The sequence below is a fragment of the Myxococcus dinghuensis genome (assembly GCF_024198235.1).
GTDB lineage: Bacteria > Myxococcota > Myxococcia > Myxococcales > Myxococcaceae > Myxococcus > Myxococcus dinghuensis.
In genome coordinates this window covers 208,427-231,213 of the sequence record NZ_JAKCFB010000004.1, presented here as the reverse complement: position 1 = coordinate 231,213, position 22,787 = coordinate 208,427, and the positions used below count along the sequence as shown (strand labels likewise).

22 protein-coding genes are annotated in these 22,787 nt (G+C 70.5%); 10 read left to right on the top strand and 12 right to left on the bottom strand.

Annotated elements, in window-relative coordinates; translation table 11 throughout:
• Positions 1-189: 189 nt before the first annotated feature.
• Together LZ198_RS07985 and LZ198_RS07980 are read right to left on the bottom strand one after the other, a co-directional pair.
• The gene (locus LZ198_RS07985) at positions 190-780 is read right to left on the bottom strand and encodes a DUF4291 domain-containing protein (RefSeq protein ID WP_253971286.1); all 591 of its coding nucleotides are present in this window, start codon (positions 778-780) and stop codon (positions 190-192) included.
• Between the two features lie 9 nt (positions 781-789).
• Entirely contained in the window at positions 790-1,782 is a 993-nt protein-coding gene (locus LZ198_RS07980; protein WP_253971285.1) for an AraC family transcriptional regulator, read from the bottom strand.
• Positions 1,783-1,949: 167 nt separating this feature from the next.
• On the opposite strand from LZ198_RS07980, the gene LZ198_RS07975 reads away from it, so the two are divergent.
• From LZ198_RS07975 to LZ198_RS07960, 4 genes are read left to right on the top strand one after another with little or no spacing between them, the layout of a single operon-like run.
• A complete protein-coding gene (locus tag LZ198_RS07975) occupies positions 1,950-3,125 on the top strand; it encodes an isovaleryl-CoA dehydrogenase (protein WP_253971284.1) in 1,176 nt (391 codons plus the stop codon).
• Between the two features lie 15 nt (positions 3,126-3,140).
• Entirely contained in the window at positions 3,141-4,748 is a 1,608-nt protein-coding gene (locus tag LZ198_RS07970) for a carboxyl transferase domain-containing protein (RefSeq protein WP_253971283.1), read from the top strand.
• 7 nt (positions 4,749-4,755) lie between these two features.
• Positions 4,756-6,768, top strand: coding sequence for an acetyl/propionyl/methylcrotonyl-CoA carboxylase subunit alpha (locus LZ198_RS07965; protein ID WP_253971282.1), 2,013 nt, complete (start codon positions 4,756-4,758; stop codon positions 6,766-6,768).
• Entirely contained in the window at positions 6,765-7,661 is an 897-nt protein-coding gene (locus tag LZ198_RS07960) for a hydroxymethylglutaryl-CoA lyase (protein WP_253971281.1), read from the top strand. The genes LZ198_RS07965 and LZ198_RS07960 overlap by 4 nt, the downstream gene beginning before the upstream one ends.
• A gap of 66 nt (positions 7,662-7,727) precedes the next feature.
• Here the strand turns inward: LZ198_RS07960 and LZ198_RS07955 are convergent, their stop codons facing one another.
• On the bottom strand, positions 7,728-8,747 hold the full coding sequence (locus LZ198_RS07955) for a hypothetical protein (RefSeq protein WP_253971280.1): 1,020 nt from the start codon (positions 8,745-8,747) through the stop codon (positions 7,728-7,730).
• 213 nt (positions 8,748-8,960) lie between these two features.
• Between LZ198_RS07955 and LZ198_RS07950 the strand changes: the two genes are divergently transcribed.
• Positions 8,961-9,725: a porin family protein gene (locus LZ198_RS07950; protein ID WP_253971279.1), complete on the top strand. Its 765-nt coding sequence runs from the start codon at positions 8,961-8,963 to the stop codon at positions 9,723-9,725.
• 36 nt (positions 9,726-9,761) lie between these two features.
• Here the strand turns inward: LZ198_RS07950 and LZ198_RS07945 are convergent, their stop codons facing one another.
• The 3 genes from LZ198_RS07945 to LZ198_RS07935 all read right to left on the bottom strand — a co-directional run bounded on the left by LZ198_RS07945 (position 9,762) and on the right by LZ198_RS07935 (position 12,039).
• Positions 9,762-10,190: a hypothetical protein gene (locus LZ198_RS07945; RefSeq protein WP_253971278.1), complete on the bottom strand. Its 429-nt coding sequence runs from the start codon at positions 10,188-10,190 to the stop codon at positions 9,762-9,764.
• A gap of 289 nt (positions 10,191-10,479) precedes the next feature.
• The gene (locus LZ198_RS07940) at positions 10,480-11,649 is read right to left on the bottom strand and encodes an ADP-ribosyltransferase domain-containing protein (protein WP_253971277.1); all 1,170 of its coding nucleotides are present in this window, start codon (positions 11,647-11,649) and stop codon (positions 10,480-10,482) included.
• A 177-nt stretch (positions 11,650-11,826) separates the two neighbouring features.
• Positions 11,827-12,039, bottom strand: a complete 213-nt coding sequence (locus tag LZ198_RS07935) for a hypothetical protein (RefSeq protein WP_253971276.1) — start codon at positions 12,037-12,039, stop codon at positions 11,827-11,829.
• A gap of 137 nt (positions 12,040-12,176) precedes the next feature.
• On the opposite strand from LZ198_RS07935, the gene LZ198_RS07930 reads away from it, so the two are divergent.
• On the top strand, positions 12,177-12,932 hold the full coding sequence (locus LZ198_RS07930; RefSeq protein ID WP_253971275.1) for a class I SAM-dependent methyltransferase: 756 nt from the start codon (positions 12,177-12,179) through the stop codon (positions 12,930-12,932).
• 13 nt (positions 12,933-12,945) lie between these two features.
• On the opposite strand, the gene LZ198_RS07925 is transcribed toward LZ198_RS07930, so the two are convergent.
• The 4 genes from LZ198_RS07925 to folD form a co-directional block, all read right to left on the bottom strand.
• Positions 12,946-14,541 carry a DUF1574 family protein gene (locus tag LZ198_RS07925; protein WP_253971274.1) on the bottom strand — a complete coding sequence of 532 codons (1,596 nt, stop codon included), beginning with the start codon at positions 14,539-14,541 and terminating at the stop codon, positions 12,946-12,948.
• Between the two features lie 3 nt (positions 14,542-14,544).
• On the bottom strand, positions 14,545-15,972 hold the full coding sequence (locus LZ198_RS07920) for an MBOAT family O-acyltransferase (RefSeq protein ID WP_253971273.1): 1,428 nt from the start codon (positions 15,970-15,972) through the stop codon (positions 14,545-14,547).
• 87 nt (positions 15,973-16,059) lie between these two features.
• Positions 16,060-16,734: a hypothetical protein gene (locus tag LZ198_RS07915; RefSeq protein WP_253971272.1), complete on the bottom strand. Its 675-nt coding sequence runs from the start codon at positions 16,732-16,734 to the stop codon at positions 16,060-16,062.
• A gap of 140 nt (positions 16,735-16,874) precedes the next feature.
• On the bottom strand, positions 16,875-17,771 hold the full coding sequence (gene folD, locus LZ198_RS07910; RefSeq protein WP_253971271.1) for a bifunctional methylenetetrahydrofolate dehydrogenase/methenyltetrahydrofolate cyclohydrolase FolD: 897 nt from the start codon (positions 17,769-17,771) through the stop codon (positions 16,875-16,877).
• A gap of 176 nt (positions 17,772-17,947) precedes the next feature.
• On the opposite strand from folD, the gene LZ198_RS07905 reads away from it, so the two are divergent.
• Entirely contained in the window at positions 17,948-18,442 is a 495-nt protein-coding gene (locus LZ198_RS07905) for a nuclear transport factor 2 family protein (protein ID WP_253971270.1), read from the top strand.
• A 54-nt stretch (positions 18,443-18,496) separates the two neighbouring features.
• On the opposite strand, the gene LZ198_RS07900 is transcribed toward LZ198_RS07905, so the two are convergent.
• Both LZ198_RS07900 and LZ198_RS07895 read right to left on the bottom strand, forming a co-directional pair.
• On the bottom strand, positions 18,497-18,814 hold the full coding sequence (locus LZ198_RS07900; RefSeq protein WP_253971269.1) for a hypothetical protein: 318 nt from the start codon (positions 18,812-18,814) through the stop codon (positions 18,497-18,499).
• A 101-nt stretch (positions 18,815-18,915) separates the two neighbouring features.
• A complete protein-coding gene (locus tag LZ198_RS07895) occupies positions 18,916-19,506 on the bottom strand; it encodes a hypothetical protein (protein ID WP_253971268.1) in 591 nt (196 codons plus the stop codon).
• Between the two features lie 239 nt (positions 19,507-19,745).
• Here LZ198_RS07895 and LZ198_RS07890 point away from each other — a divergent pair, with 239 nt between their 5' ends.
• The 3 genes from LZ198_RS07890 (at position 19,746) to LZ198_RS07880 (ending at position 22,731) form a co-directional block, all read left to right on the top strand.
• Entirely contained in the window at positions 19,746-20,132 is a 387-nt protein-coding gene (locus tag LZ198_RS07890; protein WP_253971267.1) for a hypothetical protein, read from the top strand.
• Between the two features lie 86 nt (positions 20,133-20,218).
• Positions 20,219-21,094 (top strand): hypothetical protein, encoded by an 876-nt coding sequence (locus LZ198_RS07885; protein ID WP_253971266.1) that lies wholly within the window; start codon positions 20,219-20,221, stop codon positions 21,092-21,094.
• Positions 21,095-21,336: 242 nt separating this feature from the next.
• Complete coding sequence (locus tag LZ198_RS07880; RefSeq protein ID WP_253971265.1) at positions 21,337-22,731, top strand: hypothetical protein; 1,395 nt, start codon at positions 21,337-21,339, stop codon at positions 22,729-22,731.
• The last annotated feature ends 56 nt before the right edge of the window (positions 22,732-22,787 follow it).

Genomic DNA, 22,787 nt, shown 5'->3' with positions numbered 1-22,787 from the left:
CGGCTCCGCCGCGCACGCGGCGCGCTCCACGAAGCGACCCGGAGGCGGGCGCCTGGGGTCATTTCGATTCTGCGAATCAATATTGATGGCGGCGCACCATACGCGCTGGCAGTGAGAGCGTCAAAGCCTGTCGTGGGTCCGTGAAGTCGGGAGGGCCGGGAAGCGCGGTGGCGTGGTGTGGAAGGCCTCTCACATCCCCAGGGCACGGGTGAGGTGCGGGGGGACGGGGTAGGGGGCCTCCTTGGGGAGGAGGCGGGCGGCGTGGTCCGCGCGCCCTTCCTCCAGGTGCTTGCGCAGCTTGTGGACGAGCGGGGTCAGGTCGGTGATGGAGAGGGTCCAGTCGTCGACGAAGTGCTGGATGACGGCGCGGCCCAGGCCCACCTGGATGCTGTCGTGGGGCAGGCCGGCGCCGCGCAGCGAGCGCTCGGGGTCCCACTGCACGTGGACGGTGGCGGACGCGAAGGCCTGGCGCCACGCCTCGGGTGTGCTGTGGGCACGGGGGTCGAAGTGGGTGAGGACGGCCTCGCCGAGCGCCGCCTCCCAGCCCCCGCGCCGGATGCGCACCGCGAGGATGCGCTCCTGGCCGCTCTTGCGGCCCCAGTTCGAGCGGTGCATGAGCCACAGGAAGCTGGGCTTTATCCAGGTCATCCGCCCCACGGAGAACGGCGGGCCGAACCGCTGCCGCTCCACCGCGACGTCCGCGATGGCGTCCGGGTAGGCCTGGTACATGACGACGGAGGCGCGGTCGAAGTCCGCGCGGATCTCCCGTGGGGGGCTCATGCCGTGGACTCACTCACCGTCGCGCTGGATGCGCTGGCGATACTCGCCGGGAGACTCGCCCGTCCAGTGCTTGAAGGCACGCGAGAAGATCTTCTCGTCGGCGTAGCCGACGTCCAGCGCCACGTGCTTGATGGGGAGCGACGAGCGGCCCAGCAGCTCCCGCGCGCGCCGGTGGCGCACGTCGTCCTTGATGCGCTGGAGCGACGTCCCCTCCTGGGCGAGCTGCCGGTGCAGCGAGCGCACGGAGAAGTGCAGCGCGGACGCCACCGCGTCCGCCGTGGCCCCGGCGCCCCGGGTGTCCACCAGGTGCGCGCGCACCCGCTCCACGAGCAGCCGGTCCCTGCGGTACTGGCGCACCGTCAGCGGCAGGGCGCGCTGGAGCATCGTCCGCAGCGCCGGCTCGTCGCGCTTGGGCGGCAGGTCCAGGTAGCCCGCGTCGAAGCACAGGCTGGCCCGGGTGGCCGAAAATCGCACCGGCCCCGGGAAGAGCAGGGGGTAGACGGACTGGTGCGCCGGCGCCGGGAAGGGGAAGGTGACCTCCCGCTGAGGCAGCTGTGAGTTGACCAGCCAACACGCATAGCCGTGCACGTAGCGCAGGCTGCTGAGCAGGCAGAACTCGCGCATGGCGCCCAGCTCGCGCCGCTCCTCGATGACCAGCCGCGCCGTCGCGCCCTCCACGTCGAGCGACAGCAGGACGTCCTCGGTGAGCAGCCGGTGGTGGCGGCACCACCGCTTGAGCGCGACCCCCAGGCTCGGCGAGCCGAGCGACGCTCGGCAGAGCATCCCGTACGTCCCCCAGGGGAGCCTGCGCGAGAACCAGCCCAGCGCCTCGTCGTCCAGTTGCTGCATCGCCGTGGCGGAGAGCGTCTCGAACTGGCCGGCGTTGATGCGCGCGGAGACGCGCCCCAACTGGGGGCGGGTGATTTGCGCCTTGCGCAGGGCGTCATGGGGATCCACCCCGTAGCGCTCGTACGCGAGCACGATGGCCCGGACGAACGCCATGGGGGTCTCCGCGCGCGGCGCGGGGGCGGGAGGCTGCCTGCCTGGTCTGGACGTCACCTGGGGGAGCATGGCCCGGTTGGCACGATTTGCAACCACCCTGGCGCACGGAGGGCACCCCTCGTTCCTAGACTCGTCCAGGCGGTTCAGTGGTCCATCGGGAGGACACCATGGCGCACTTTGCGGAACTGGGCTTCGCGCTCGGTGAGTCGGTCGAGATGTTGCGCACCGCGGTGCGGGAGTTCGCGGTGCGGGAGATCGCGCCCCGCGCCGCCGACATCGACCGGGAGAACCTCTTCCCGGAGGAGCTCTGGAAGAAGCTCGGGACGCTGGGCGTCCTCGGCATGACGGTGAGCGAGGAGTACGGCGGCACGGGGCTGGGGTACCTGGCGCACATCGTCGCCATGGAGGAGATCTCCCGGGCGTCCGCCTCCGTCGCGTTGTCCTATGGCGCGCACTCGAACCTCTGCGTGAACCAGCTCTACCGCAACGGCAATGCGGCGCAGCGCGAGCGCTACCTGCCGAAGCTCGTCAGCGGCGAGTCCGTGGGCGCGCTCGCCATGAGCGAGCCGGATGCGGGCTCGGACGTGGTGAGCATGAAGCTGCGCGCGGACAAGCGCGGCGACCGTTATGTCCTCAACGGCTCGAAGATGTGGATCACCAACGGCGCCAACGCGGACGTCCTGGTCGTCTACGCGAAGACGGACGAGTCCGCCGGGGCCCGGGGCATCACCGCCTTCATCGTCGAGGGCGGGACGAAGGGCCTGAGCTTCGGGACCAAGCTCGACAAGCTGGGCATGCGTGGCTCCAACACCTACCCGGTGTTCTTCGACGACTGCGAGGTCCCCGAGGAGAACGTGCTCGGCGAGGTGGGCTCGGGCGTCAAGGTGCTGATGTCCGGGCTCGACTACGAGCGCGCGGTGCTCGCGGGAGGCCCGCTGGGCATCATGGGCAGTTGCATCGACGTGGTGCTCCCCTACGTGCACGAGCGCAAGCAGTTCGGGGAGAGCATCGGGCAGTTCCAGCTCATCCAGGCCAAGCTCGCGGACATGTACACGGCGTGGTCGGCGTGCCGCGCGTACGTCTACGCGGTGGGGCAGGCGTGTGACCGGGTGGACCATGCGCGCACGCTGCGCAAGGACGCCGCGGGCGCCATCCTCTACTCCGCGGAGAAGGCGACGTGGATGGCGGGACAGGCCATCCAGATCCTCGGGGGCAACGGCTACATCAACGAATACCCCACGGCCCGGCTGTGGCGTGACGCGAAGCTCTATGAGATCGGCGCCGGCACCTCGGAGATCCGACGCATGCTCATCGGGCGCGAGCTGTTCTCCGAGTCCGCCTGACAGGAACCCCTCGACATGGCCATCCTCAAATCGACCACGGATACCCGCTCCGCGGAGTTTCGCTCGAACGCGGAGGCGATGAGCAAGCTCGTCGACGACCTGCGCGACAAGGTCTCCCTCACCGCGAAGGGCGGCGGTGAGAACGCCCGCCAGCGCCACGTCGCCCGCGGCAAGCTGCTGCCCCGCGACCGCGTGGAGCGGCTGCTCGACCCCGGCAGTCCCTTCCTGGAGATCGGCCAACTGGCCGCGTGGAACATGTACGGCGGCGAGTCGCCGGCCGCGGGGATGATCGCCGGCATCGGACGGGTCGAGGGCCAGGAGTGCATGGTCGTCGCCAACGACGCGACCGTGAAGGGCGGCACCTACTACCCGATGACGGTGAAGAAGCACCTGCGCGCGCAGGAGATCGCCCAGGAGAACCGGCTGCCCTGCATCTACCTGGTCGACTCCGGCGGCGCGTACCTGCCGCGCCAGGACGACGTGTTCCCGGACCGGGAGCACTTCGGGCGCATCTTCTTCAACCAGGCGCAGATGAGCGCGGCGGGCATCCCGCAGATCGCCGTGGTGATGGGCTCGTGCACCGCGGGCGGCGCCTACGTGCCGGCGATGAGCGACGAGACCATCATCGTCAAGAACCAGGGCACCATCTTCCTGGGCGGCCCGCCGCTGGTGAAGGCCGCGACGGGCGAGGTCGTCACCAACGAGGACCTGGGCGGCGCGGACGTGCACACGCGCATCTCCGGCGTCGCGGACCACATGGCGGAGAACGACGCGCACGCGCTCTTCCTCGCCCGCCGCATCGTCTCCAACCTCAACCGCGCGCGCCCCGGCTCGGTGGTGCTCGCGCCCTCCGAGGAGCCGCTCTACGACCCGGGTGAGCTGGGCGGCATCGTCCCGCTCGACCACCGCAAGCGCTACGACGTGCGCGAGGTGATTGCCCGGCTGGTGGACGGCTCCCGGCTCGACGAGTTCAAGGCCCGCTACGGCACCACGCTCGTGACGGGGTTCGCGCACCTGTACGGCATCCCCGTGGGCATCATCGCCAACAACGGCATCCTGTACGGTGAGTCGGCGCAGAAGGGCGCGCACTTCATCGAGCTGTGCGCGCAGCGCTCCATCCCGCTCGTGTTCCTCCAGAACATCACCGGCTTCATGGTGGGGCGGAAGGTGGAGAACGCGGGCATCGCCAAGGACGGCGCGAAGATGGTGACCGCGGTGGCCACCGCCCGCGTGCCGAAGATCACCATGCTGCTCGGCGGGAGCTTCGGCGCCGGCAACTACGGCATGTGCGGCCGCGCGTACTCGCCGCGCTTCCTGTGGATGTGGCCCAACGCGCGCATCAGCGTCATGGGCGGCGAGCAGGCCGCCTCCGTGCTGGCCACCGTCAAGCGCGACGGCATCGAGGCGCAGGGGGGCTCCTGGTCCAAGGAGGCGGAGGAGGAGTTCAAGTCGCCCATCCGCGCCCAGTACGAGGAGCAGGGGCACCCCTACTACGCCACGGCGCGCCTGTGGGACGACGGTGTCATCGACCCGGCGCAGAGCCGCCGGGTGCTCGGCCTTTCACTCTCGACCGTGCTGAACGCTCCCATCCAGGAGACCCGGTTCGGCGTCTTCCGCATGTAGGACTCCCATGCTCGAAAGCCTGCTCATCGCGAATCGTGGCGAGATTGCCTGCCGCATCATCCGCACCGCCCGCCGGCTCGGTATCCGCACGGTGGCGGTGTACTCCGACGCCGACGCGGGCGCGCGCCATGTCCGACTGGCGGACGAGGCGGTGCGCATCGGCCCCGCCGCCGCGCGTGAATCCTATCTGGTGGTGGAGAACCTCATCGCCGCGGCCCGGAAGACGGGCGCGCGCGCCATCCACCCCGGCTACGGTTTCCTCTCGGAGAACCCGGCGCTCGCCGACGCGTGCGAGGCGGCCGGCATCGTGTTCGTGGGGCCGCGCGCGGCGTCCATCCGCGCCATGGGGTCGAAGTCCGCCTCCAAGGCGCTGATGGAGAAGGCGAAGGTGCCCACCACGCCCGGCTACCACGGCGACGACCAGGGCGTGGAGCGGCTGAAGGCGGAGGCCGTGCGCATCGGCTTCCCCGTCCTCATCAAGGCGAGCGCGGGCGGCGGCGGCAAGGGCATGCGCCGCGTGGACCGCGCCGAGGACGTGGAGGCGCAGCTCGCCTCCTGCCGCCGCGAGGCGCTGAGCGCGTTCGGTTCGGACGAGGTGCTCATCGAGAAGTACGTCGAGCGACCCCGCCACATCGAGGTCCAGGTCTTCGGCGACACGCACGGCAACCACGTGTTCCTGTTCGAGCGCGACTGCTCGGTGCAGCGGCGCCACCAGAAGGTGCTCGAGGAGGCGCCCGCGCCGGGGATGACGGCGGCGCTGCGCGCGCGGATGGGCGAGACGGCGGTGCTGGCCGCCAAGGCCGTGGACTACGTGGGCGCCGGCACCGTGGAGTTCATCGCGGACCCGTCCGGCAACTTCTACTTCATGGAGATGAACACCCGGCTCCAGGTGGAGCACCCCGTCACGGAGGAGGTCACCGGCCTGGACCTGGTGGAGTGGCAGTTGCGCGTGGCCTCGGGCGAGAAGCTGCCCAAGGCCCAGGGCGAGCTGTCCCTCCACGGGCACGCCATCGAGGCGCGCGTCTACGCGGAGAACCCCGACCAGGGCTTCATCCCGTCCGTGGGGCGCCTCGTGCACCTGGTGCCGCCGGAGCCGTCGCGGCACGTGCGCGTGGACACCGGCGTGGAGCAGGGGGATGAAATCACCCCCTTCTACGACCCCATGATCGCCAAGCTCATCGTCTGGGGTTCGGACCGGGACGAGGCGCTGCGGCACCTGCGCGAGGCCCTGGCGCGCTACCAGGTCGTGGGCGTGGCCAACAACATCGAGTTCCTGGGCCGGCTCGCGCGCACGCGCTCGTTCTCCCAGGCGGACCTGGACACGAGCCTCATCGAGCGCGAGCGGGAGGCCCTCAAGCCGCCCGAGGCCACGGTGCCCGACGACGTCTGGCTGCTGGGCGCCGCCGCCGAGCTGGCGCGAGCGCGCGCGCGCTCCCTGGCCGCCGAGCCGGGCTCGCCCTGGGCCCTGCTGGACGGCTTCCGCCTGGGGTCGGTCGCCCCCCACCTCGTCACGCTGCGGAGCGGTGAGGCGGTCCGGGAGGTCCGCGCCGAGTTCCTCGCCCCCGGGACGTACTCCGTCCGGCAGGCGGCGCCGGGCGCGGCCGGGAGCGCGGCGCCCTCCCAGGTGCGCCTCTCCGTGGGGGCCGACCACGCGGTGGTGTGCCGGGTGGACGCGCGCACCGTCCACGGCACGGTCGTCCCCGTCGGGGACCGCCGGTACGTCTTCTTCGAGGGCCGGCGCTGGGAGTTGGAGCGGTTCGACCCGCTGGACGTCGAGGCGTCCAGCGCAGAGGTCGAGGGCGGCTTGCGCGCGCCCATGCCGGGCAAGGTGATTGCCCTCCTGGTCGAGCCGGGGACCCGGGTCGCGAAGGGGGCACCGCTGGTGGTGATGGAGGCGATGAAGATGGAGATCACCATCCAGGCCCCGCACGCGGGCGTGGTCGCGAGCTTCCGGCACCAGGTCGGGGAGCAGGTCAGCGAGGGGACGGAGCTCGCGGTTATCGAAGAGAAGGCGTCATGAGCTCCGTTCGCATCGTCGAGGTCGGCCCCCGTGATGGTCTCCAGAACGAGGCCGTGCTGCTCCCCACGCAGAAGAAGGTGGAGCTCATCGACCGGCTCGCGGACGCGGGGCTGCGGGAGATCGAAGCGACGTCCTTCGTGTCGCCCCAGTGGGTGCCGCAGATGGCGGACCACGCGGACGTGATGCGCCGGCTCGTGCGTCGCCCGGGGCTGCGCTACCCGGTGCTCACCCCCAACCTGCGGGGCTACCAGACCGCGGTGGCGTCGGGCGCCGCGCACGTGGCGGTGTTCACCTCCGCGTCCGAGTCCTTCGCCCGGAAGAACATCAACAGCTCCATCGAGGAGTCCTTCGCCCGCTTCGCCCCGGTCTTCGAGGCGGCGCGCGCGGACGGCATCCCGGTGCGCGGCTACGTCTCCTGCGCGATCGCCTGCCCCTACGAGGGCCGCGTCGCGCCCGAGCGCGTGGCTCACGTCGCGCGGCGGCTGGTGGAGGCCGGGTGCTACGAGGTGTCGCTCGGCGACACGATTGGCGTGGGGACCCCGGCGACGGTGATGCCGCTGCTGGAGGCGGTGGCGGCCGTGGTCCCGCTGGAGCGGATCGCCGGGCACTTCCACGACACGTACGGGATGGGCATCGCCAACGTCCACGCCGCCTACGAGTTCGGGGTGCGTGTCTTCGACAGCTCCGTGGGCGGGCTGGGCGGGTGCCCCTACGCGAAGGGCGCCACGGGCAACGTCGCGACCGAGGACCTCGTCTACCTCCTGAAGGACCGGGGCATCGACACGGGCGTGGACCTGGACCGGCTGGTGGACTGCGCCGTGTGGATCAGCCAGCAGCTCGGCCGGCCCCTGGCGAGCCGCGTGGGGCGGGCGCTGCAGTGCGCCGCCGCCTGACCTCGTGACGCGGGGCAGCCCCCGCGCGGGAACGGAGCAGACTCCCGCGCGGGCTGGCGCGGGGCGCTACTCCACCCAGTGCCAGCGCGTCAGCACCTTGAAGTTGCTCGAGGTGTCGAGGAAGAAGTTGACCACGATGCCGGCCCAGGGGCCGTCCTGATAGCTCAGGCGGCAGCCCTTGAACGTGCGGCCCGCGATGCGCGTCTGGAGGTCCGCCATGCCGTCGGTGATGACGTCGGCGTCGATGTCCCCGATGTAGTCGGCGAAGCTGACCACGCTGTTGACGTCGGAGTAGACCTGCGCCGCCGTGGCGGGCGCCGTGTGGACCGTCCAGTTGGAGTTGGGGAGGGTGCCCGGCGCGTAGCCCCAGCACTCGCCGCCGTTGTTGCGGTCGTTGCCGTAGGCGCCTTCCAGCACGTTCTGCGCGTTGAAGCCGAGGATGAGGTTCACGGACGGCAGGTCGTCCGGCAGCGCGTTCACCGCCGTGGACAGCATCTCCAGCGAGTAGCCGATGTTGGCCGCGTTGCGCAGGTTGCGCAGGCTCGCCGGGCCAATGCCATACGCGTTGGAGATGGCCTGGACGCTGGTGAAGGGGCGCAGGTTGAGCAGGGTGCTGGCGCCGTTCCACGCGTTGGGGAGCACGATGAACATCGTGTCCGCGTCCACCGTGTTGACCAGGTGGACGATGGCCGCCGCGTCATCCACGGAGACCGCCAACTGGTCCAGGATGCCGACACAACCGCTGGTGATGAAGCCCTGCGCGCGCGCGCCGGCCTCCAACTGCGCCAGCCGCGTGTCGCCCACCAGGCTGACGCTGTTCACGTCCGCCAGCGATACGAACGGTGCCGTGGCGCGGCGCGCGACGAGGTTGGTGACGACGTCGTTGGGGAGATAGTCGTCCAGCGTCGCGAAGGGCGCCGTGTTCACGAACGTGAGGATGCCCTGACACTCGGGCGCCACGTCGACGTCCGTCGTGGTCAGCGGTGAGGCCTGTTGCTGCTCGGGCTCGGGGGACGGCTCGGACGAAGAAGGACCACAGCCGACCAACAGGCTGGCGGAAAGAAGGGCAGTACCGAGACGACGCATCGGAGACTCCTCGTGGACTGCGGGGAAGCCCGCTCCATACACCAGTTGCTTGGATTGCTGACAATCCGAGAAGTATCAGCGACTGCGTGCGCGGCTCTCCCACCTGGATTGGAGGTGAAGGTTTGGGCGCTCGTTGAATTTTCCAGGAGGGTCGTCGTCGGAAGGCGCATCCACTGCAACGGCGGCGTCACTCCGCCTCGGGATCTCCTCATCATGACGACCCATCTCCTCTGGAAGCTCACTGCCTTGTCCCTCTCCCTGGCCGCGCCCGCGGCGCTCGCCACGGACTGGCGGGACGAGGGCAACTTCCGCCGGAAGAAGGTCAACGGCTACGAAGAGAGCGAGCAGGCGGATGCGGACAAGGGCTTCGCGCTGGGGCTGCGCGCGGGCTACGGCCTCCCGGTGGGGAGCGCCGCGGGGGCGCCGGACGGGAGGGAGGCGCCGAAGCTGGGCGACATGGTGTCCGGCGTCATCCCGCTGCAACTGGATGCGGGCTATTTCTTCAACTCGAACCTGTATCTGGGCGGCTACTTCCAGTACGGCCTCGGGATGTACGCCGGGGACTGCCCGGCCGGGGCGGACTGCTCCGTGCGTCAACTGCGCTTCGGCGCGAACCTGTCCTATCACTTCCTCCCCGGACAGAAGCTGCGCCCCTGGCTGGGCCTGGGCATCGGCTACGAGTCGCTGAGCATCAAGAGCTCCGCGAGCGAGGGCGGCGTGAGCGCGGCCGTCACCACCGGCGTGAGGGGCTTCGAGTTCGCGTCCGTCCAGGGCGGGCTCGACTACCGCATCAACGAGCTGTTCTCCGTCGGGCCCTACGTGATGATGACGGCCGGCGTGTACTCGACCACCAGCGTCACCATCGAGTCGTCCGAGGACATCCCCTTCTTCGAGGACCTGGACGAGTCTTCGGACATCGAGAACAAGGCGGTGCACCTGTGGCCCATGGCCGGCATCCGCATGCAGGTCCACTTCTGACCTGCACGGGCCGAGGGGCGCTCCGGGGCGGCGTGCTCAGGGGTCGATGACGAGGATGTCGGTCGAGATCCGCAGCGGAGCGTCCCAGCCGATGAACACCCTGAACTCGACGCGACCATCCATCACCGCGACGTTCTGGACGGCGAACGTCGCCAGGCCCAGGAACCGCCCGCCCGCGTTGTTGACCTCGCTCGCGGAGATGAAGACATGGGAGCCGCGGCGGATCGCGGGCCAGTAGAAGGTGAAGTTGACGGTGCCGCTGACGCTGGGCCAGCCCTCGTAGCGGGTCGCGACCCCGGAGACCGCGGCGAGGGAGAACTCACGGGGGACCGCGTCCAGATAGGACGCTTCGAACTCCGGAATGCGCGCCGGGGACGGTGGGCCCGCCGTGGGCTCACCCGCTGAGGCGGGCGAGGTCGACAGCGCGAGCGTGAGGCCAGACAAGAGCAGGGACGAGCGGAACATGGGGGACTCCAGGGCGTGGGGGGCGCGGTGCGGACGCGAGGCGCGCCTCGTTCCTACGAGCCACCCACTTCCCGGACAATCCGGAGGGGCCGCGATGATGATTCATTGCCAACGACAGGTGAGACAGCGTTGAGCCATCGACGGTGACTGGCCATCCGGAACGAGGAGGTCGCCCTCCCGGCGACCTTCGAGCCTGGCGGGGTCGGTCGTCCCCGTCGGTCCCGAACCCGCCGCCCGCGAGCGCTCGTCCTGCGGGCAGCGGGTCCATGCGGGGACGCCCCGCCGCCGCTCAAATCTCCTCGAGCTTCAGCCGGAGGATGGGCCCGCGGTCATCGCGCTCGACGACGCGGAAGGTGGCCCCGGGAGGAATGAGGACCTCCTCCTCGCCGGGCTTGAGCGACGCGCCCTGGATGTCGCGGCCCGTCTTCGTCTTGATTTCGAGGATGGCGTCGCCGTCGAACTTCGACTCGGGCTTCTTGGCGGTGCTGGTGAACGAGTCGCGGGTGATGACGGCGCCCTCGACGTAGTCGTTGTAGTTCTTCTTCTTGTCCCCGCGGTACACCGTGCCATCGAACACGGGCAACTGGCTGAGCGCGGAGCGGGTGACGGCGATGCCATCCAGGTGCGTGTTCAGGTCGCGCGTCACCGGGCCGTCGCCGCGGGTGTCCCCCAGCGGGTAGAGGACGGAGCGGTTGTAGGGTTTGAACTTCTCCTGGGTGTACTTGTAGACGGCGACCTTGTCCTCGTCGCCGAGCCCGCGGATGCGCTCCGCGCTTTCCGCCGCCTTCGGGTAGTCCTTCGTGTTCTCCGCGAGGTGCTCGTGGGCCATCTTCACGTAGGGCTCGAACCTACCGTCGGTGAGCACGCTCATCTGCTTGCGGTACGACGCGACGGTGGTCGCGTCCGCGCGGTAGCCCTCGTTGAGCACGGCCGCCAGCTTGACGCGCTGGGCGTCGCCGGACTTCGCGTGAGGGCCTCCTTGCGCGAACACGGCGCGGATGAGGTCCGCCTTGGGGCCCACCTCCGCCTTGAGGGTGGCGTAGTGGGGCGAGGCCGCGTCGCCCCGGTCCTTCTCCAGGCCCTGGAGCGCGGTGAAGCCCGCGTCGCTGATGCTCTTGATGGCGCCCCGCGGGACGCCCTTCGCGACGAACGGCGCGATGACCGCGTCATCGCGGAGGACGGGCTTGCCCTTGGTGACGGTGGGCGCGCTCACCCCCGTCGGCCGGACGACGGGGGTCCCCACGCCGCCCACGGTGGGGCGCGGAGGAGGAGGCGGCGGCGGGCCGAGCGGGCGGGGCGTCGTGCCCGACACGAAGGCATCCACGGGCTTCACGGGCCCGGACGCCCCCACGCGCGGCGGCGGCGGCGGAGGCGGCGGGGGCAGCGTGGTGTCGCCGGTGCGAGTGGACGACGTCGTGACGGTGGAGGGACTCGAGGTGCCGCTCTTGACTCGGAACATGGTGACTCCCCGCCCTGGTGTGTGCCAGGAGGTTTGTGTGTGCTTATGTCCGATTGTCGGAGTCGCCGCGGCGCGGGTTGTGGCGCCGGACGGGGAAAACGGCCGGCATCCCCCCGATGACCGATGAAGGTCCGGGGCGTGTCGCGAGGGGCGGCGGAGCGGCGTGAGGCCTGACGACTACCCGAGGTGGGCGCGGGTCACCATGCGCGCGGCTTCGTTCTGGATGTCATCCAGTTGCATGACGAGTTCGCGGTCCAGGTACTGGCGCTGCTCGAGCACCGCGTCGACGTCGAGCCAGGCCTCGCGGGCGTTGTCATAGCCATCTCGTTCCCAGCTCCGGATGATGTGTCGTGCGCGTTCGGTCAGCTCGGAGCGTTCTTCTTCGGTCACGGTGTCCCCCGATGTCCGAGGTCCAGCTTGGCATGGGTGACGCCCAGGTGCCTGTTCCGGCAAGTCGTGGGGGCTCCAGGTATCGCGCGTCGAGCGTAGGATGCGGTGGCTCGGCTCATCCGGAGAAGGGGACTCCCATGGGAATCACGATGTCGTCGCAGGAGTACGCCACGGCGTTTCGTCTGCTCGCCGCCACCGCGCGGCACCCCGAGAACATCGAGCGGGTGGTCAAGGAGCGGCTCGTCCACCGGCTCCCGGAGCGGCGCGAGTTGCTGGACGTGGGCGCGGGGGCGGGGAAGGTGGCGGAGCGGCTCGCGCCGTACTTCGATGCCCTCACGCTGCTCGAGCCGAATCGGGACCAGCTCGCCGGGTTCCGGATGGAGAAGGCCCGGGTCCTCGTCGAGCCCTTCGAGCGCTACCAGGGGACGGAGCGCTACGACGTCGTGTTGTGCTCCCACGTGCTGTACCACGTGCCCCAGGCGGACTGGGGCGCGTTCATCGAGCGGCTGCTCGGGTACGTGCGGCCCGGTGGCTACTGCATCCTCGTCATGGCGGCGGCGCGGGGACCGACGTACGCGCTGTGCCAGGAGTTCTCGCGGACGCTGCTGTTCGGGGAGCACCTGGTCGAGACGCTCCGGCGGCAGCGATGGCCTCATGAAGTGGTCGCGACGATGAGCGGCTTCCGCGCGAAGAGCTTCGAGGAGATGTACACGCTCTGCCGCTTCTTCGTGCTCGAGGGCTGCTTCACGGCGGAGCAGCTCGCCCTGTTGAGTCCGGACGAGACGCGCCAGTTGGACGAGAAGCTGCGCCTGCGCGCGGAGCGCTGCCGGGAGGTGGACGGGGCCTACCGGCTGGAGCAGGACGAGGACCTCATCCTCATCCCCAGGCCCTGACGGGCGCGGGAGGTCAGCGAGGGGACGGCTCGCCGCCCGGGCCGGGGCAGAGCCTCACCTCGTCCACGAGGATGTGGCCCCAGGCGCCGCTGTCCGCGTCCCAGATGCGCAGCCGCGCGGACCTGCCACGCAGCGTGCTCACGTCCCACGTCCGCAGCCCCAGGCCCTCCGAGTCGCGGCCCTGCGCCCGCGCGACCTCTTGCCCGTCGACCAGGAGCGCCACGCCCACGTCGCGTCCGTGCCCTCCGCCGCCCACCCGCAGTTGGAGGCGCCCGCCGTCCAGGGCGAAGGGGGGCGAGAGCGCCTCGCCCACCGCGCGGTCGCCCTGCGCCGTGAACGAGTTGAAGAGTCCGCTTCCGCGCTGGCCGGTGAGGTCCTGCTGGCCGGGGCGGCGTCCCCCGCGCGCGGCGTCCGCGAGGCCCTCTCCCTGGAGTGTCCACTCGCGCAGCTCCGGCGTGTCGAACGCGAACACGGTCCGGCATCCCTGGCCCGCGGCCGTCGCGCCTCCGAGCATCGGCAGGAGGTGTTCGCGCGTGAGGTGCTCGGTGAACTTCTGGGCCCCCACGGCGCTCAAGTGGTCGCCGTCCGTGAAGTCCCTGTCCCCGAGCCCGGGCACCGTCTTCAGGTCCGCGAACCGCGCCCCGTAGCGCGCGGCCCGCTCCTTCACCCAGGCGAGGTGCTCGTCATAGAGGCTGTCGGGGCCGTAGGCCATGTCCACCTGGCTCGCCGAGGGCGTGTTGATGACCAGCGTGGCGACGCCCGCGTCGCGCAGCTCGCGCAGGGCCTGTTCGAAGTAGCCCATCTGCTCGTTGCCGAAGCGGGCCTCGGGCTTCTTCATCTCCGTGCGGTAGCCCTGGCCTCGCTGCCGCGCCCGCGCGGCCTGGGTGGTGGCGTCCACGCCGCTCAGCCGCACGTAGCCGTCCTCGCCCGTGTCCGCGGGCCTGCCCGCCTCGCGGTGCTCGAGCACCGCCTGCACCACCTGGGGGCGCAGCCGCACGGACTCGAAGAGGTTCGAGACGATGATGGTGCTCAGCTCCTCGAATCCCGCCCCCGCCCGCGCCGCGCTGCCCAGGTCCTGGAGCCTCCAGAGCGTGGTCAGCGACTCGCGCGAGGGATTGCGGGCGATCCTCGAGGAGAACATGTACGGCGAGATGCCCAACACCACCAGCCGGGGCCGGCGCTCCGGATGGGACAGCAGCCGCCGCACCCACGCCAACTGCGCCATGGGGGGCGCCCCGGACAGGCCCGCGTTGTAGACCTGGAGGCGCTCGCCGCGCTCCTCCTCCACGGTGTCCGCGACCACCTGCGGCGAGAAGCCGTGCAGGATGCGCGAGTCTCCCGTCATCGCGACGTCCGCGCCCGCGGAGGACTCGAACGTGCGCCCCTTGCGGAGGTAGAGGCTCTCGTCCGCGAGCGACCTCGCCAGCCGCGAGGCGCGGAAGCCCACCTCCAGCACCACCACGCCCACCACGAGGACCGCGACCGCCGCCCACGCGGCGTGACGCTGCCGACGCGGGGACTGCGCGGGAGGCTCCACCGTGACGGGAGACACCGCGGGCCCGGAGGGCTCGGGCATCGGCGCGGGCGCTGGGGGCTGGACGATCTCCATGGCTCAGAACTGGAAGTAGATGAACTGCTCCCGGGGCTCCGCCAGCAGGTAGCACGCGAGCACCAACGCCAGCCAGGCCACGCCCCGGGCCGGCGCGGGGAGCCACGCATGCAGCCTGTCGCCGACCTGGAAGCGCCCCAGTCCGTGGACGACGCCCAGGGCCAGCGTGAGCACGAGCGTCGTCCTCAGGCCCGCGGGGAAGCCGGACCCCTCCAGCCGCAGCGCGTCCGGGCCGGCCGCGGGGAGGAACATGCGGCCGAGCACCTCGTGCGCGAGCGTGAAGGTCGGCGCGCGGAAGTACACCCAGCCCACCATCACGAACACCAGCGTCGCCGCCCACGCGAGCACCTTGTAGCCGGCGCGCTCACGCACCACGCCCCACGGACGCGCGCGCGCGAAGCCGTCCCACCGCTTGTGGACCGCCAGCCCCGCGCCGTGCAGCGCGCCCCAGAACAGGAACGTCCAGTTCGCGCCGTGCCACAGCCCGCCCAGCAGCATGGTGAGGAAGAGGTTGCGGTACTGCGCCAGCGAGCCCCGGCGGTTGCCCCCGAGCGAGATGTAGAGGTAGTCGCGCAGCCAGCGCGACAGCGTCATGTGCCACCGCCGCCAGAACTCCGTGAGCGACGTGGAGAGATAGGGCAGGCGGAAGTTCTCCGGCAGCTCCAGCCCGAGCATCATCGACGCACCCCGGGCGATGTTCGAGTACCCGGCGAAGTCGCAGTAGATCTGCCCCGTGTAGGCGATGACGCCCATCCACACGCCGAAGCTCGCGTGGGCTCCTGGATGGGCGAACACCTCGTCCGCCCAGAACGAGAAGCGGTCGGCGAACACGAGCTTCTGGGTGAAGCCGACGAGGCTCAGGAAGACGCCGTCGCTGAAGCGTCGCCCGTCGAAGTCGGAGGGCGTGCGCAACTGGGGCAGGAGCTCGCCCGCGCGGACGATGGGGCCCGCGATGAGGTGCGGGTAGTAGGCCACGTACAGCGCGAAGCGCCACAGCGAGCGCTCCGCCGGGTCCCCCCGGTGCACGTCCACCAGGTAGCTGATGAGCTCGAAGCAGTAGAACGAGATGGCCAGCGGCAACACGATGTCCAGGTGTCCCGCGCCGACCTCATGGCCCGCGAGGCGCAGCAACGCCGCGCCCTGGGCCGCCAGGAAGCCCGCGTACTTGAACCAGGCGAGCACGCCCAGCACGACGCTCACGCTGACGCCCAGCAGCATCCGCCGGTGCCAGCCGCGCTCGAGCCCGAGCGCCACGCCCCAGCCCAGCACCGTCATCCCGCCCAGGAGCAGCCCGTACAGGGGCCCCCAGGAGAGGTAGAAGACGTAGCTGCTCACCAGCAGCAGCGGCCCCACCAGCGCCCTGGGGAGCACCCACCGCAGGGCCACCACCGCGAGGTGGAACAAGAGGAACGTGGCGCTGGTGAAGAGCATGGCCGGGACGAGGCCGGCACCCTAGCACGTCGTTCCCGCGGGCCTCGTCCCCCCGCGCCTGGCAGGACGCCCGGTCCCACTCCGCGTCTAGAAGCGGTAGATGGCGCCTGCCCGGAACTGGGGTTGGAGGGCGTCTCGTGTCTCGACGGCCGTCTCCCTTCCTCCCAGGAGACAGGGCGTGAAGAGGACGCAGCCCGGAGACACGGAGTCCGGGGGGCCCTCCCGCTCGGTCTGGCTGGACTCCACGCCCGCGGCGAACGACAGCCTCCAGTTGCTCGAGATGGGATGCGCGTATCCCAGGAGCCCGCCCACGGCCACGCGCGTGTCGGTCGTGGCGAGCGAGACCCGCGTGTAGCCCGCCTGGAGCTGGACGGCCACGAAGGCTCCCTGGAACGGCTGGTCCCCGAAGTAGAGCCGGCTGCCCGCCTGGAGCCCCATGCCATTCACCAGGTTCACGTCCGTCTCGAGCCGGGCCTGCGCACCGCCGAAGACGGTGAGCCCTCCCGCGAGGTGCCGCTCGAAGTCGACGATGAGGGACGCCCCCTCGGTTCGCGTCGAGTCCATCGCGGCCGTGTAGCCCGACATGCCGAAGGCGATGGACACGTCCGACGGCGTCCGAGGGGGGCGAGGCGCGCTGGGCTCTTCCGTCGTGAGCAGGGGCGGGGGCGTGGTGGGCGGGAGCTCGGCCTGCTGGGCGAAGGCGAGGGTCGGGGCGGCGAGGAGGGCGGCGAAGACACAGCGACGCGGCAGGTCGACGTTCATGGTGCGCGCGGACAGAGCACTCCTCGTGCCGGGAGCAAACGCCTGGAATGACGGCGCCCCGCCGCGCCGGTTGTGCACGGGATTGCTCAAGTGCGAAGCGCGCCTCGCCCCGGGCGCGGAAGCGCGCTTCGCGCCTGGCGCTACGGTGCGGGCTGGGTCAGGGCCGGGTGGGCCCGCCGCGCGGCCTGGAGCGTGTTCGCCAGCAGCATGGTGATGGTCATGGGCCCCACGCCGCCGGGGACCGGGGTGATGGCGCCCGCGACCTTGCTGACGTTGTCGAAGTCCACGTCTCCCACCATCTTGTAGCCGCGAGGGGAGGCGGGGTCGGGGACGCGGTTCTGTCCCACGTCGATGACCACCGCGCCGGGCTTCACCATGTCCGCGGTGATGAGGTCCTGCTTGCCCACCGCGACGATGAGGATGTCCGCCTGGCGGGTGTGGTGGGCGAGGTCCGGGGTGTGGCGGTGCGTCAGCGTGAGCGTGGCGTCCGGCCCCGGCGCCATCAGCAGCGAGGCCAGGGGCTTGCTCACGATGAGGCTGCGTCCCACGATGACCGCGTGCTTGCCGCGCGTGGGGATGTTCTCGCGGCGCAGCATCTCCATGATGCCCGCCGGGGTGCAGGGGACGAAGGCGCGAGGATCTCCCACGAACGCCAGTCCGGCGTTCAGCGGATGGAAGCCGTCCACGTCCTTCTCCGGGCGGATGTGCTCCAGGATGGCCTTGTAGGGCAGGTGGGCCGGGAGCGGGAGCTGCACGAGGATGCCGTGGACCTCCGGGTCGGCGTTCAAGCGGTCGATGACCGCGAACAGCTCCTCCTTGGACACGCCCTCCGGCAGCGTGAGCGTCTGCCCCTTCATCCCCAGGGCCTCGCACGCGCGCGTCTTGCTCGCCACGTAGGCCTGGCTCGCGGGGTTGTTGCCCACGAGCACCACGGAGAGGCCCGGCGTCACACCCGCGGCACGAAGCGCCGCGACCTCTTGCGCCATCTCCTCCCGCATCACCCGACTGAGCTCGGTTCCATCCAGTAGACGCACCATGGGGCGGCTTCATACGCCAGAACCCCCGGGCGCTGAACCTCGACGTCCACCGGGACGGGGCGCGTGCGGGTGGGCGCGCACACAGGGTCGCCTGGAGGGCAGGTTCCCACGGCCCGCCAGGCGTCGAAGCGCTCGAAATCCATCGATTCGTGGAACCCTGGGTTAGACTCCCAGGCATGCGAGAGAAAGACTTGGCGTATGCGCTGGATTGGATGGCCATCCAGGAGCTGGTGGCCGAGTACGGGCAGGCCATCGACTCCGGCAAGGACACGGGGGACTGGCGCCGCTGGGCCAATGTCTTCACGCCCGAGCTGACGGCCGACTACTCACGCTTCATGGGGGGCGAGCCGCTCACCATCACCCGCGAGATGGCGGCCGAGTACGGCCGTGTGGCGGTGGGCGCCTTCACGCGCGTCCAGCACTCCACTGCGAACACCGTGCGCATCCACTTCAAGAGCGACACGCAGGCCCAGGTGATGGCGTACGCGGAGGTCTCCCACTACTTCGACCTGGGCGGCGTCCAGCAGGAGTGGACGCTCGTCGGGCGCTACACGCACGACGTGGAGAAGACGGCGGAGGGGTGGCGCATCCGCAAGGTGCTGCTCGACCCCGTCCACTACCGGGGCAACCCGCTGGGCCTGGAGTTCGTCAAGGGACGGCGCCTGTCCTGAGCGGCGTCCCACCGGGACGCGGGATGGGTCCCGCGCCCCAGCCCGTAGGCCGGCTCAGTAGGCGACGTAGCTGGTGAACTCGCCCCGCCCGAACGTGCGGAGCGTGCCCAGGCCCACCGCGGGGCCCGTGCAGTCCGCGCTCCGGTACGCGAGGACCTGCTGGACGTTGCTCCACCCCACGAGCGAGTCCGCCTCCGCGGGGAAGGCCGAGCACGTCCCGTCCGGCTGGGGCACGTTCAGGACGAGCGCGGTGAAACTCCCGGCGTAGAACGAGAGCCCCGAGGTGGGCGCGGCGGACGGCGTCTGCGCCGCGGTCGCCGTGAAGGTGGCACCAGCCAGCGCGACGGCGGCGAGGACGAGCTTCGAGCGCATATCGGCTTCTCCAGTAAGTCGAGAAAAATGCGCGGACATCCTGGCTCAGCGGGAGCGTCGATTCAATCGCCGACGGTGGCCGCGCCGGAGGGGACTCCCCGTCACCGGGCCGCGCGGTGTTGCGGTAGGGCGTCGGCGGGCTGTTCCTCGCGCTGCACGGGGAGCTGGAGGAGCTGGGCGTAGCGGGCGAGCCGATCCTCGAAGCGTCGTGTGTCTCGGCCCCAGTGCACGACGATGGAGCGCTCGGGGTCCGTGTCGTGCACCAGGAAGATGCCGTACTCGTCCTTGGCGCCAATCCAGTCCGCGTGGTGACGGTGCTCGCAGCGCAGGTGGATGTAGTTCGCCAGGGGTTCGTCCCACGTGGACTTCTTGAGCACCCCCGCGCCGCGCAGGGTGACGCGCGAGTCCGTCACCACCACCTCCAGGCGCGTGCTCACGCACAGCACGATCTGCGGCACGGTCAACAAGGTGGCCAACCCCGCGACCACCGGCAGCGGCCACTCCTCGAGCAGCGCCGCCCAGGTCAGCTCATTCGCCAGCGCGTAGGCGATGGGAATCACGACGAAGAGCACGAAGCCCATCAGGGGCCACGGAAGCTGCCCCAACGCCGGGCGTGTACGGAAGCGCAGCGGGAGGTCCCGCCCCATGTCCATCTTGAGCGGCGTGGAGGTCTGCACTTCGAAGAAGGACATGGGCCTGGCGTTTCGTGGGAGGGGCGGAATGTGTGTCTTTGCCTCAATCCCAACACGCGCCCGGTCGAGCTGTCCAGGGAGCGCGTGGGCGCGTCGCATCGGCTCCGCTCCCGCCGTCGAGGCTCGGGGGGGCGACGTGCGCCGGAAGACACCCCGGGATGGACGTCGTATTGCGGGTGCGAGAAATGCGCTATCCTGGGAATGCCAACTATCTCGGCAATCCACATCGGGAGGCATCCATGCAGGTGAAGACCCTGGTCATGAGCATCATGTTGGTCGCGGGGCTGTTGACGGGTTGTGGTGCGGGAATCGACGAGGTGGAGCCCGGGGCGGCTCCCTCCACCGGCGGTGAGCGCGGCGAAGTCACGGCCCAGGCCTGTAGCGACTGCTCGTGGCTCTACGTGCGGTGTCGGTCACGCGCGCAGACGCCCGAAGCCGCGCAGGAGTGCGAGGATGCCCGCGCGCTGTGCGAGGAGACCTTCTGCTATCCCGTGCGCGCGGCCAGCGCGTGCTCGGACGCGTGCGACACGCGGCTCAACGCCTGCCTGCGCGCCGGCACGGTGCACATGCTCGTCTGCTTCGGCCGTCACGACGAGTGCATGCAGAACTGCCCCATCGAGGAATAGTCAGGGGCGAGGTCGTTCCAGCGGCGCGCCGGTGTGGCGCGCCGCGCCCCCTGGCTGTATCCAGGCGGGGCCGAGCGAGGAGCCGTGTGTCCAATCCCCGAGAGTCGAGGTCCGCGCCGCTCGACCGCTTCCTGATGGCGCATCCCCCGCTGGACGTCATGGACCTCTGGGATGCCGCCGTCCATGACGCCTTCCTGAGGAGTGGCCGGCTCGAGACTCCCGAGGCGGCGACCTGGCTGAAACAGTCGTTCCTCGCGCTGCGCAAGGAGGCCACCTCCGACCTGGTGTCGTTCCACCGCGAGGTGACGGTGACGCCGTACGGAGGCGCGGACGTCTCGTGTCCGGAAGGGTTCTCCCCGTGGCGGGTGGAGTTCGTCCTGTCGCTCCTCCCGAAGCGGCGGCAGGGCTTCGCGCGCGTCGAGTGCCTCCTGGAGTTCTACACCGACGAGGCACGTCCGGACGCGTATCGCCTGCTCGCGGTGCGGCCCGGACGCCGTTCGGAGGTGAAGGCCGTCGAGGCCGTGGGTGGCACGCTGCAGTTGGAGCCCCTGCTCCGGTTCGGGCGGGTGGAGCCGCTGCCCCAGGCGCGCGCGGTGCAAGAGGTCGTGGCGGAGCACTACGGGGCGGCGAATCCTTCTCCCTACCGGCACGACGCGGTCAGGACCTGCGTGGCGGCCGAGGTGCGGGGGGCCACCGAGGCGCGCTGGCGATTGGATGCGCCCGTGCACAACCCCGGTCCGGGCGCGGAGAGCCATACCCTCACCGTCATCCTCGCTGTCGCGCAGGGGGCCCCCGCGCTCCACGCCGCGGGGCTCCTGTGGGCCTTCAGTCAGGAGAACTGGCTGGATGACCTCGTGGGGCGCGTCTGGCGGGACTTCGAGCGGTCCGTGCGCGAGTTCCTGCTGGAGGGCGCGCCTTCGCAGGTCCATGGGGAGTGGCTCGACATCATCGTCCCTTCGTGAGCGCGGTCCACGACGTCGCCGCCGCTGCGGTCCTCGTCGAGTCAGGCGGCGCAGACCTTGCGCGGAGTCCCGTCCGCCCGCTGTTCTTGCGTTTCATTGCGTCGGGAGGGCGGGGCTTCGCGTTGCATGATGTTCGTGCCCCGGTGTGGGTATTACCCAGGCGCCGGCAATGTCAGACGTCCTCGTAGCCTGCTCGCGGCTTCGCTGTCGCGGAGCCCCGTGAGCGGGGAGGAGTCCTGAGAATGTCGAAGAAGCGAATGGTGTCGTGGGCGCTGCTGCTGGGGAGCCTGGTGCTGGTTCCCGCGTGTGACGAGGCGCCGAGGTCCGCGGAGGTCATCGACTCGCATGTCGGCGGGGAGGTGGCGCTGCTCATCGAGCGCGAGGGCGGGAGCGGGCCCTATGTCGAGGGGACGGTGGAGACGTTCCGGCTCGCCGTGGCGGGCGAGCGCTTCAAGTCGGTCCGTTGGAGCACGGACGCGGGGGCGGTGGAGCCGGACGCGGACCGGGTCGCGTGGCGGCTCCCCACGGCGGGTGTCGCGTCGCTCGTCGTCTCGGTCGAGACGGAGTCCGGGAAGAAGGCCGAGGGCCGGTTCCAGTTCAGCGTGGTGGCCTCCTCGCTCGGGCCCGTCGTCATTCCCTCGGGGAGCGACACGACGAGTGACTGCAAGCTCGAGTTCGACCTCTCGGGGGCCGGCCACGTGGTCTACGCCAACGAGACCCACCGGACGTTGTGGTACGGCGCCTGGGACGGCACGACGTGGAGGACGGAGCAGGTCGACGGCCCCGGGTTCAAGGAAGACGAAGGCTACATCTATAGCGCTTCGTTCATGGTCGACCCCGCGAGTGGAACGCCGCACATCGCCTACCTCAAGGGCCATGGGAACCCTGGCAGCTCGGCGGGTGGCACCGTGAGGGTCGTCCATGCCACGCGGGTGGGGAACGCCTGGAGGCGGGAGTTCATCGACGGCGTCGCCTACACGTTCAACGCCTCGGTGCGCCTCGCGTTGGACCCCTCCCAGGGTGGGCGCCCGGTCGTGCTCATCAACGCCTCGGGGAAGCCGGTGCAGATGGCCACGCGCACGGCGCCCGGCGTCTGGAGCCTGACGACCCCCTTCGGTACGACGACCATGTCCTTCTTGTCCCCCGACATGCTCATCGACGCGTCGGGCGCCCTGTATCTGGTCACCAGCCCGGGCGTCACCCTGCGCGCGCTGCGAGGAGGCGTCATGGAACTCCTGACGCTGTCGACGGCGCTGGAGGCCTATACCACCGCGTTGCCCATGGTCCAGGGCGAGAGCGGGCGCCTGTTGGTGTTGCTGAGCGGCGGCCCGACGGGCGTCCGCAATGGCATGTATGAAATCACGCCCGCGGCGGCGCTGGCGAACTCGACGGTGAAGCCCTTCGCGACGGACTTCACCGTCAGTCAGGCGGATATCGACTTCGCGCTGGGGAGGCCGGCCCTCGCCGTGCGACGGGAGACCGCGTTGGAGGTCGTCACGCCGGATGCGGACGGTTACTGGCTCTATACCCAGTTGGGCTCGGCACAGGACAACCACCGTCCGAGCGTGGCCATCAACCCAGCCACGGGGAACACCCACGTCTGCTACCGCCTGAGCAACAAGGTGACCTTCCAGTAGTCGTCGAGGCCGGCGCGCGGTCCCCACCAGTGGGCGCTGGCGGGGACCGGTTCGGG

Bases quoted from the DNA above. Each gene is read 5' to 3' on its own strand.
- LZ198_RS07985 (WP_253971286.1), bottom strand. From the start codon at position 780: ATGAGCCCCCCACGGGAGATCCGCGCGGACTTCGACCGCGCCTCCGTC.
- LZ198_RS07980 (WP_253971285.1), bottom strand. From the start codon at position 1,782: ATGGCGTTCGTCCGGGCCATCGTGCTCGCGTACGAGCGCTACGGGGTG.
- LZ198_RS07975 (WP_253971284.1), top strand. From the start codon at position 1,950: ATGGCGCACTTTGCGGAACTGGGCTTCGCGCTCGGTGAGTCGGTCGAG.
- LZ198_RS07970 (WP_253971283.1), top strand. From the start codon at position 3,141: ATGGCCATCCTCAAATCGACCACGGATACCCGCTCCGCGGAGTTTCGC.
- LZ198_RS07965 (WP_253971282.1), top strand. From the start codon at position 4,756: ATGCTCGAAAGCCTGCTCATCGCGAATCGTGGCGAGATTGCCTGCCGC.
- LZ198_RS07960 (WP_253971281.1), top strand. From the start codon at position 6,765: ATGAGCTCCGTTCGCATCGTCGAGGTCGGCCCCCGTGATGGTCTCCAG.
- LZ198_RS07955 (WP_253971280.1), bottom strand. From the start codon at position 8,747: ATGCGTCGTCTCGGTACTGCCCTTCTTTCCGCCAGCCTGTTGGTCGGC.
- LZ198_RS07950 (WP_253971279.1), top strand. From the start codon at position 8,961: ATGACGACCCATCTCCTCTGGAAGCTCACTGCCTTGTCCCTCTCCCTG.
- LZ198_RS07945 (WP_253971278.1), bottom strand. From the start codon at position 10,190: ATGTTCCGCTCGTCCCTGCTCTTGTCTGGCCTCACGCTCGCGCTGTCG.
- LZ198_RS07940 (WP_253971277.1), bottom strand. From the start codon at position 11,649: ATGTTCCGAGTCAAGAGCGGCACCTCGAGTCCCTCCACCGTCACGACG.
- LZ198_RS07930 (WP_253971275.1), top strand. From the start codon at position 12,177: ATGGGAATCACGATGTCGTCGCAGGAGTACGCCACGGCGTTTCGTCTG.
- LZ198_RS07925 (WP_253971274.1), bottom strand. From the start codon at position 14,541: ATGGAGATCGTCCAGCCCCCAGCGCCCGCGCCGATGCCCGAGCCCTCC.
- LZ198_RS07920 (WP_253971273.1), bottom strand. From the start codon at position 15,972: ATGCTCTTCACCAGCGCCACGTTCCTCTTGTTCCACCTCGCGGTGGTG.
- LZ198_RS07915 (WP_253971272.1), bottom strand. From the start codon at position 16,734: ATGAACGTCGACCTGCCGCGTCGCTGTGTCTTCGCCGCCCTCCTCGCC.
- folD (WP_253971271.1), bottom strand. From the start codon at position 17,771: ATGGTGCGTCTACTGGATGGAACCGAGCTCAGTCGGGTGATGCGGGAG.
- LZ198_RS07905 (WP_253971270.1), top strand. From the start codon at position 17,948: ATGCGAGAGAAAGACTTGGCGTATGCGCTGGATTGGATGGCCATCCAG.
- LZ198_RS07900 (WP_253971269.1), bottom strand. From the start codon at position 18,814: ATGCGCTCGAAGCTCGTCCTCGCCGCCGTCGCGCTGGCTGGTGCCACC.
- LZ198_RS07895 (WP_253971268.1), bottom strand. From the start codon at position 19,506: ATGTCCTTCTTCGAAGTGCAGACCTCCACGCCGCTCAAGATGGACATG.
- LZ198_RS07890 (WP_253971267.1), top strand. From the start codon at position 19,746: ATGCAGGTGAAGACCCTGGTCATGAGCATCATGTTGGTCGCGGGGCTG.
- LZ198_RS07880 (WP_253971265.1), top strand. From the start codon at position 21,337: ATGTCGAAGAAGCGAATGGTGTCGTGGGCGCTGCTGCTGGGGAGCCTG.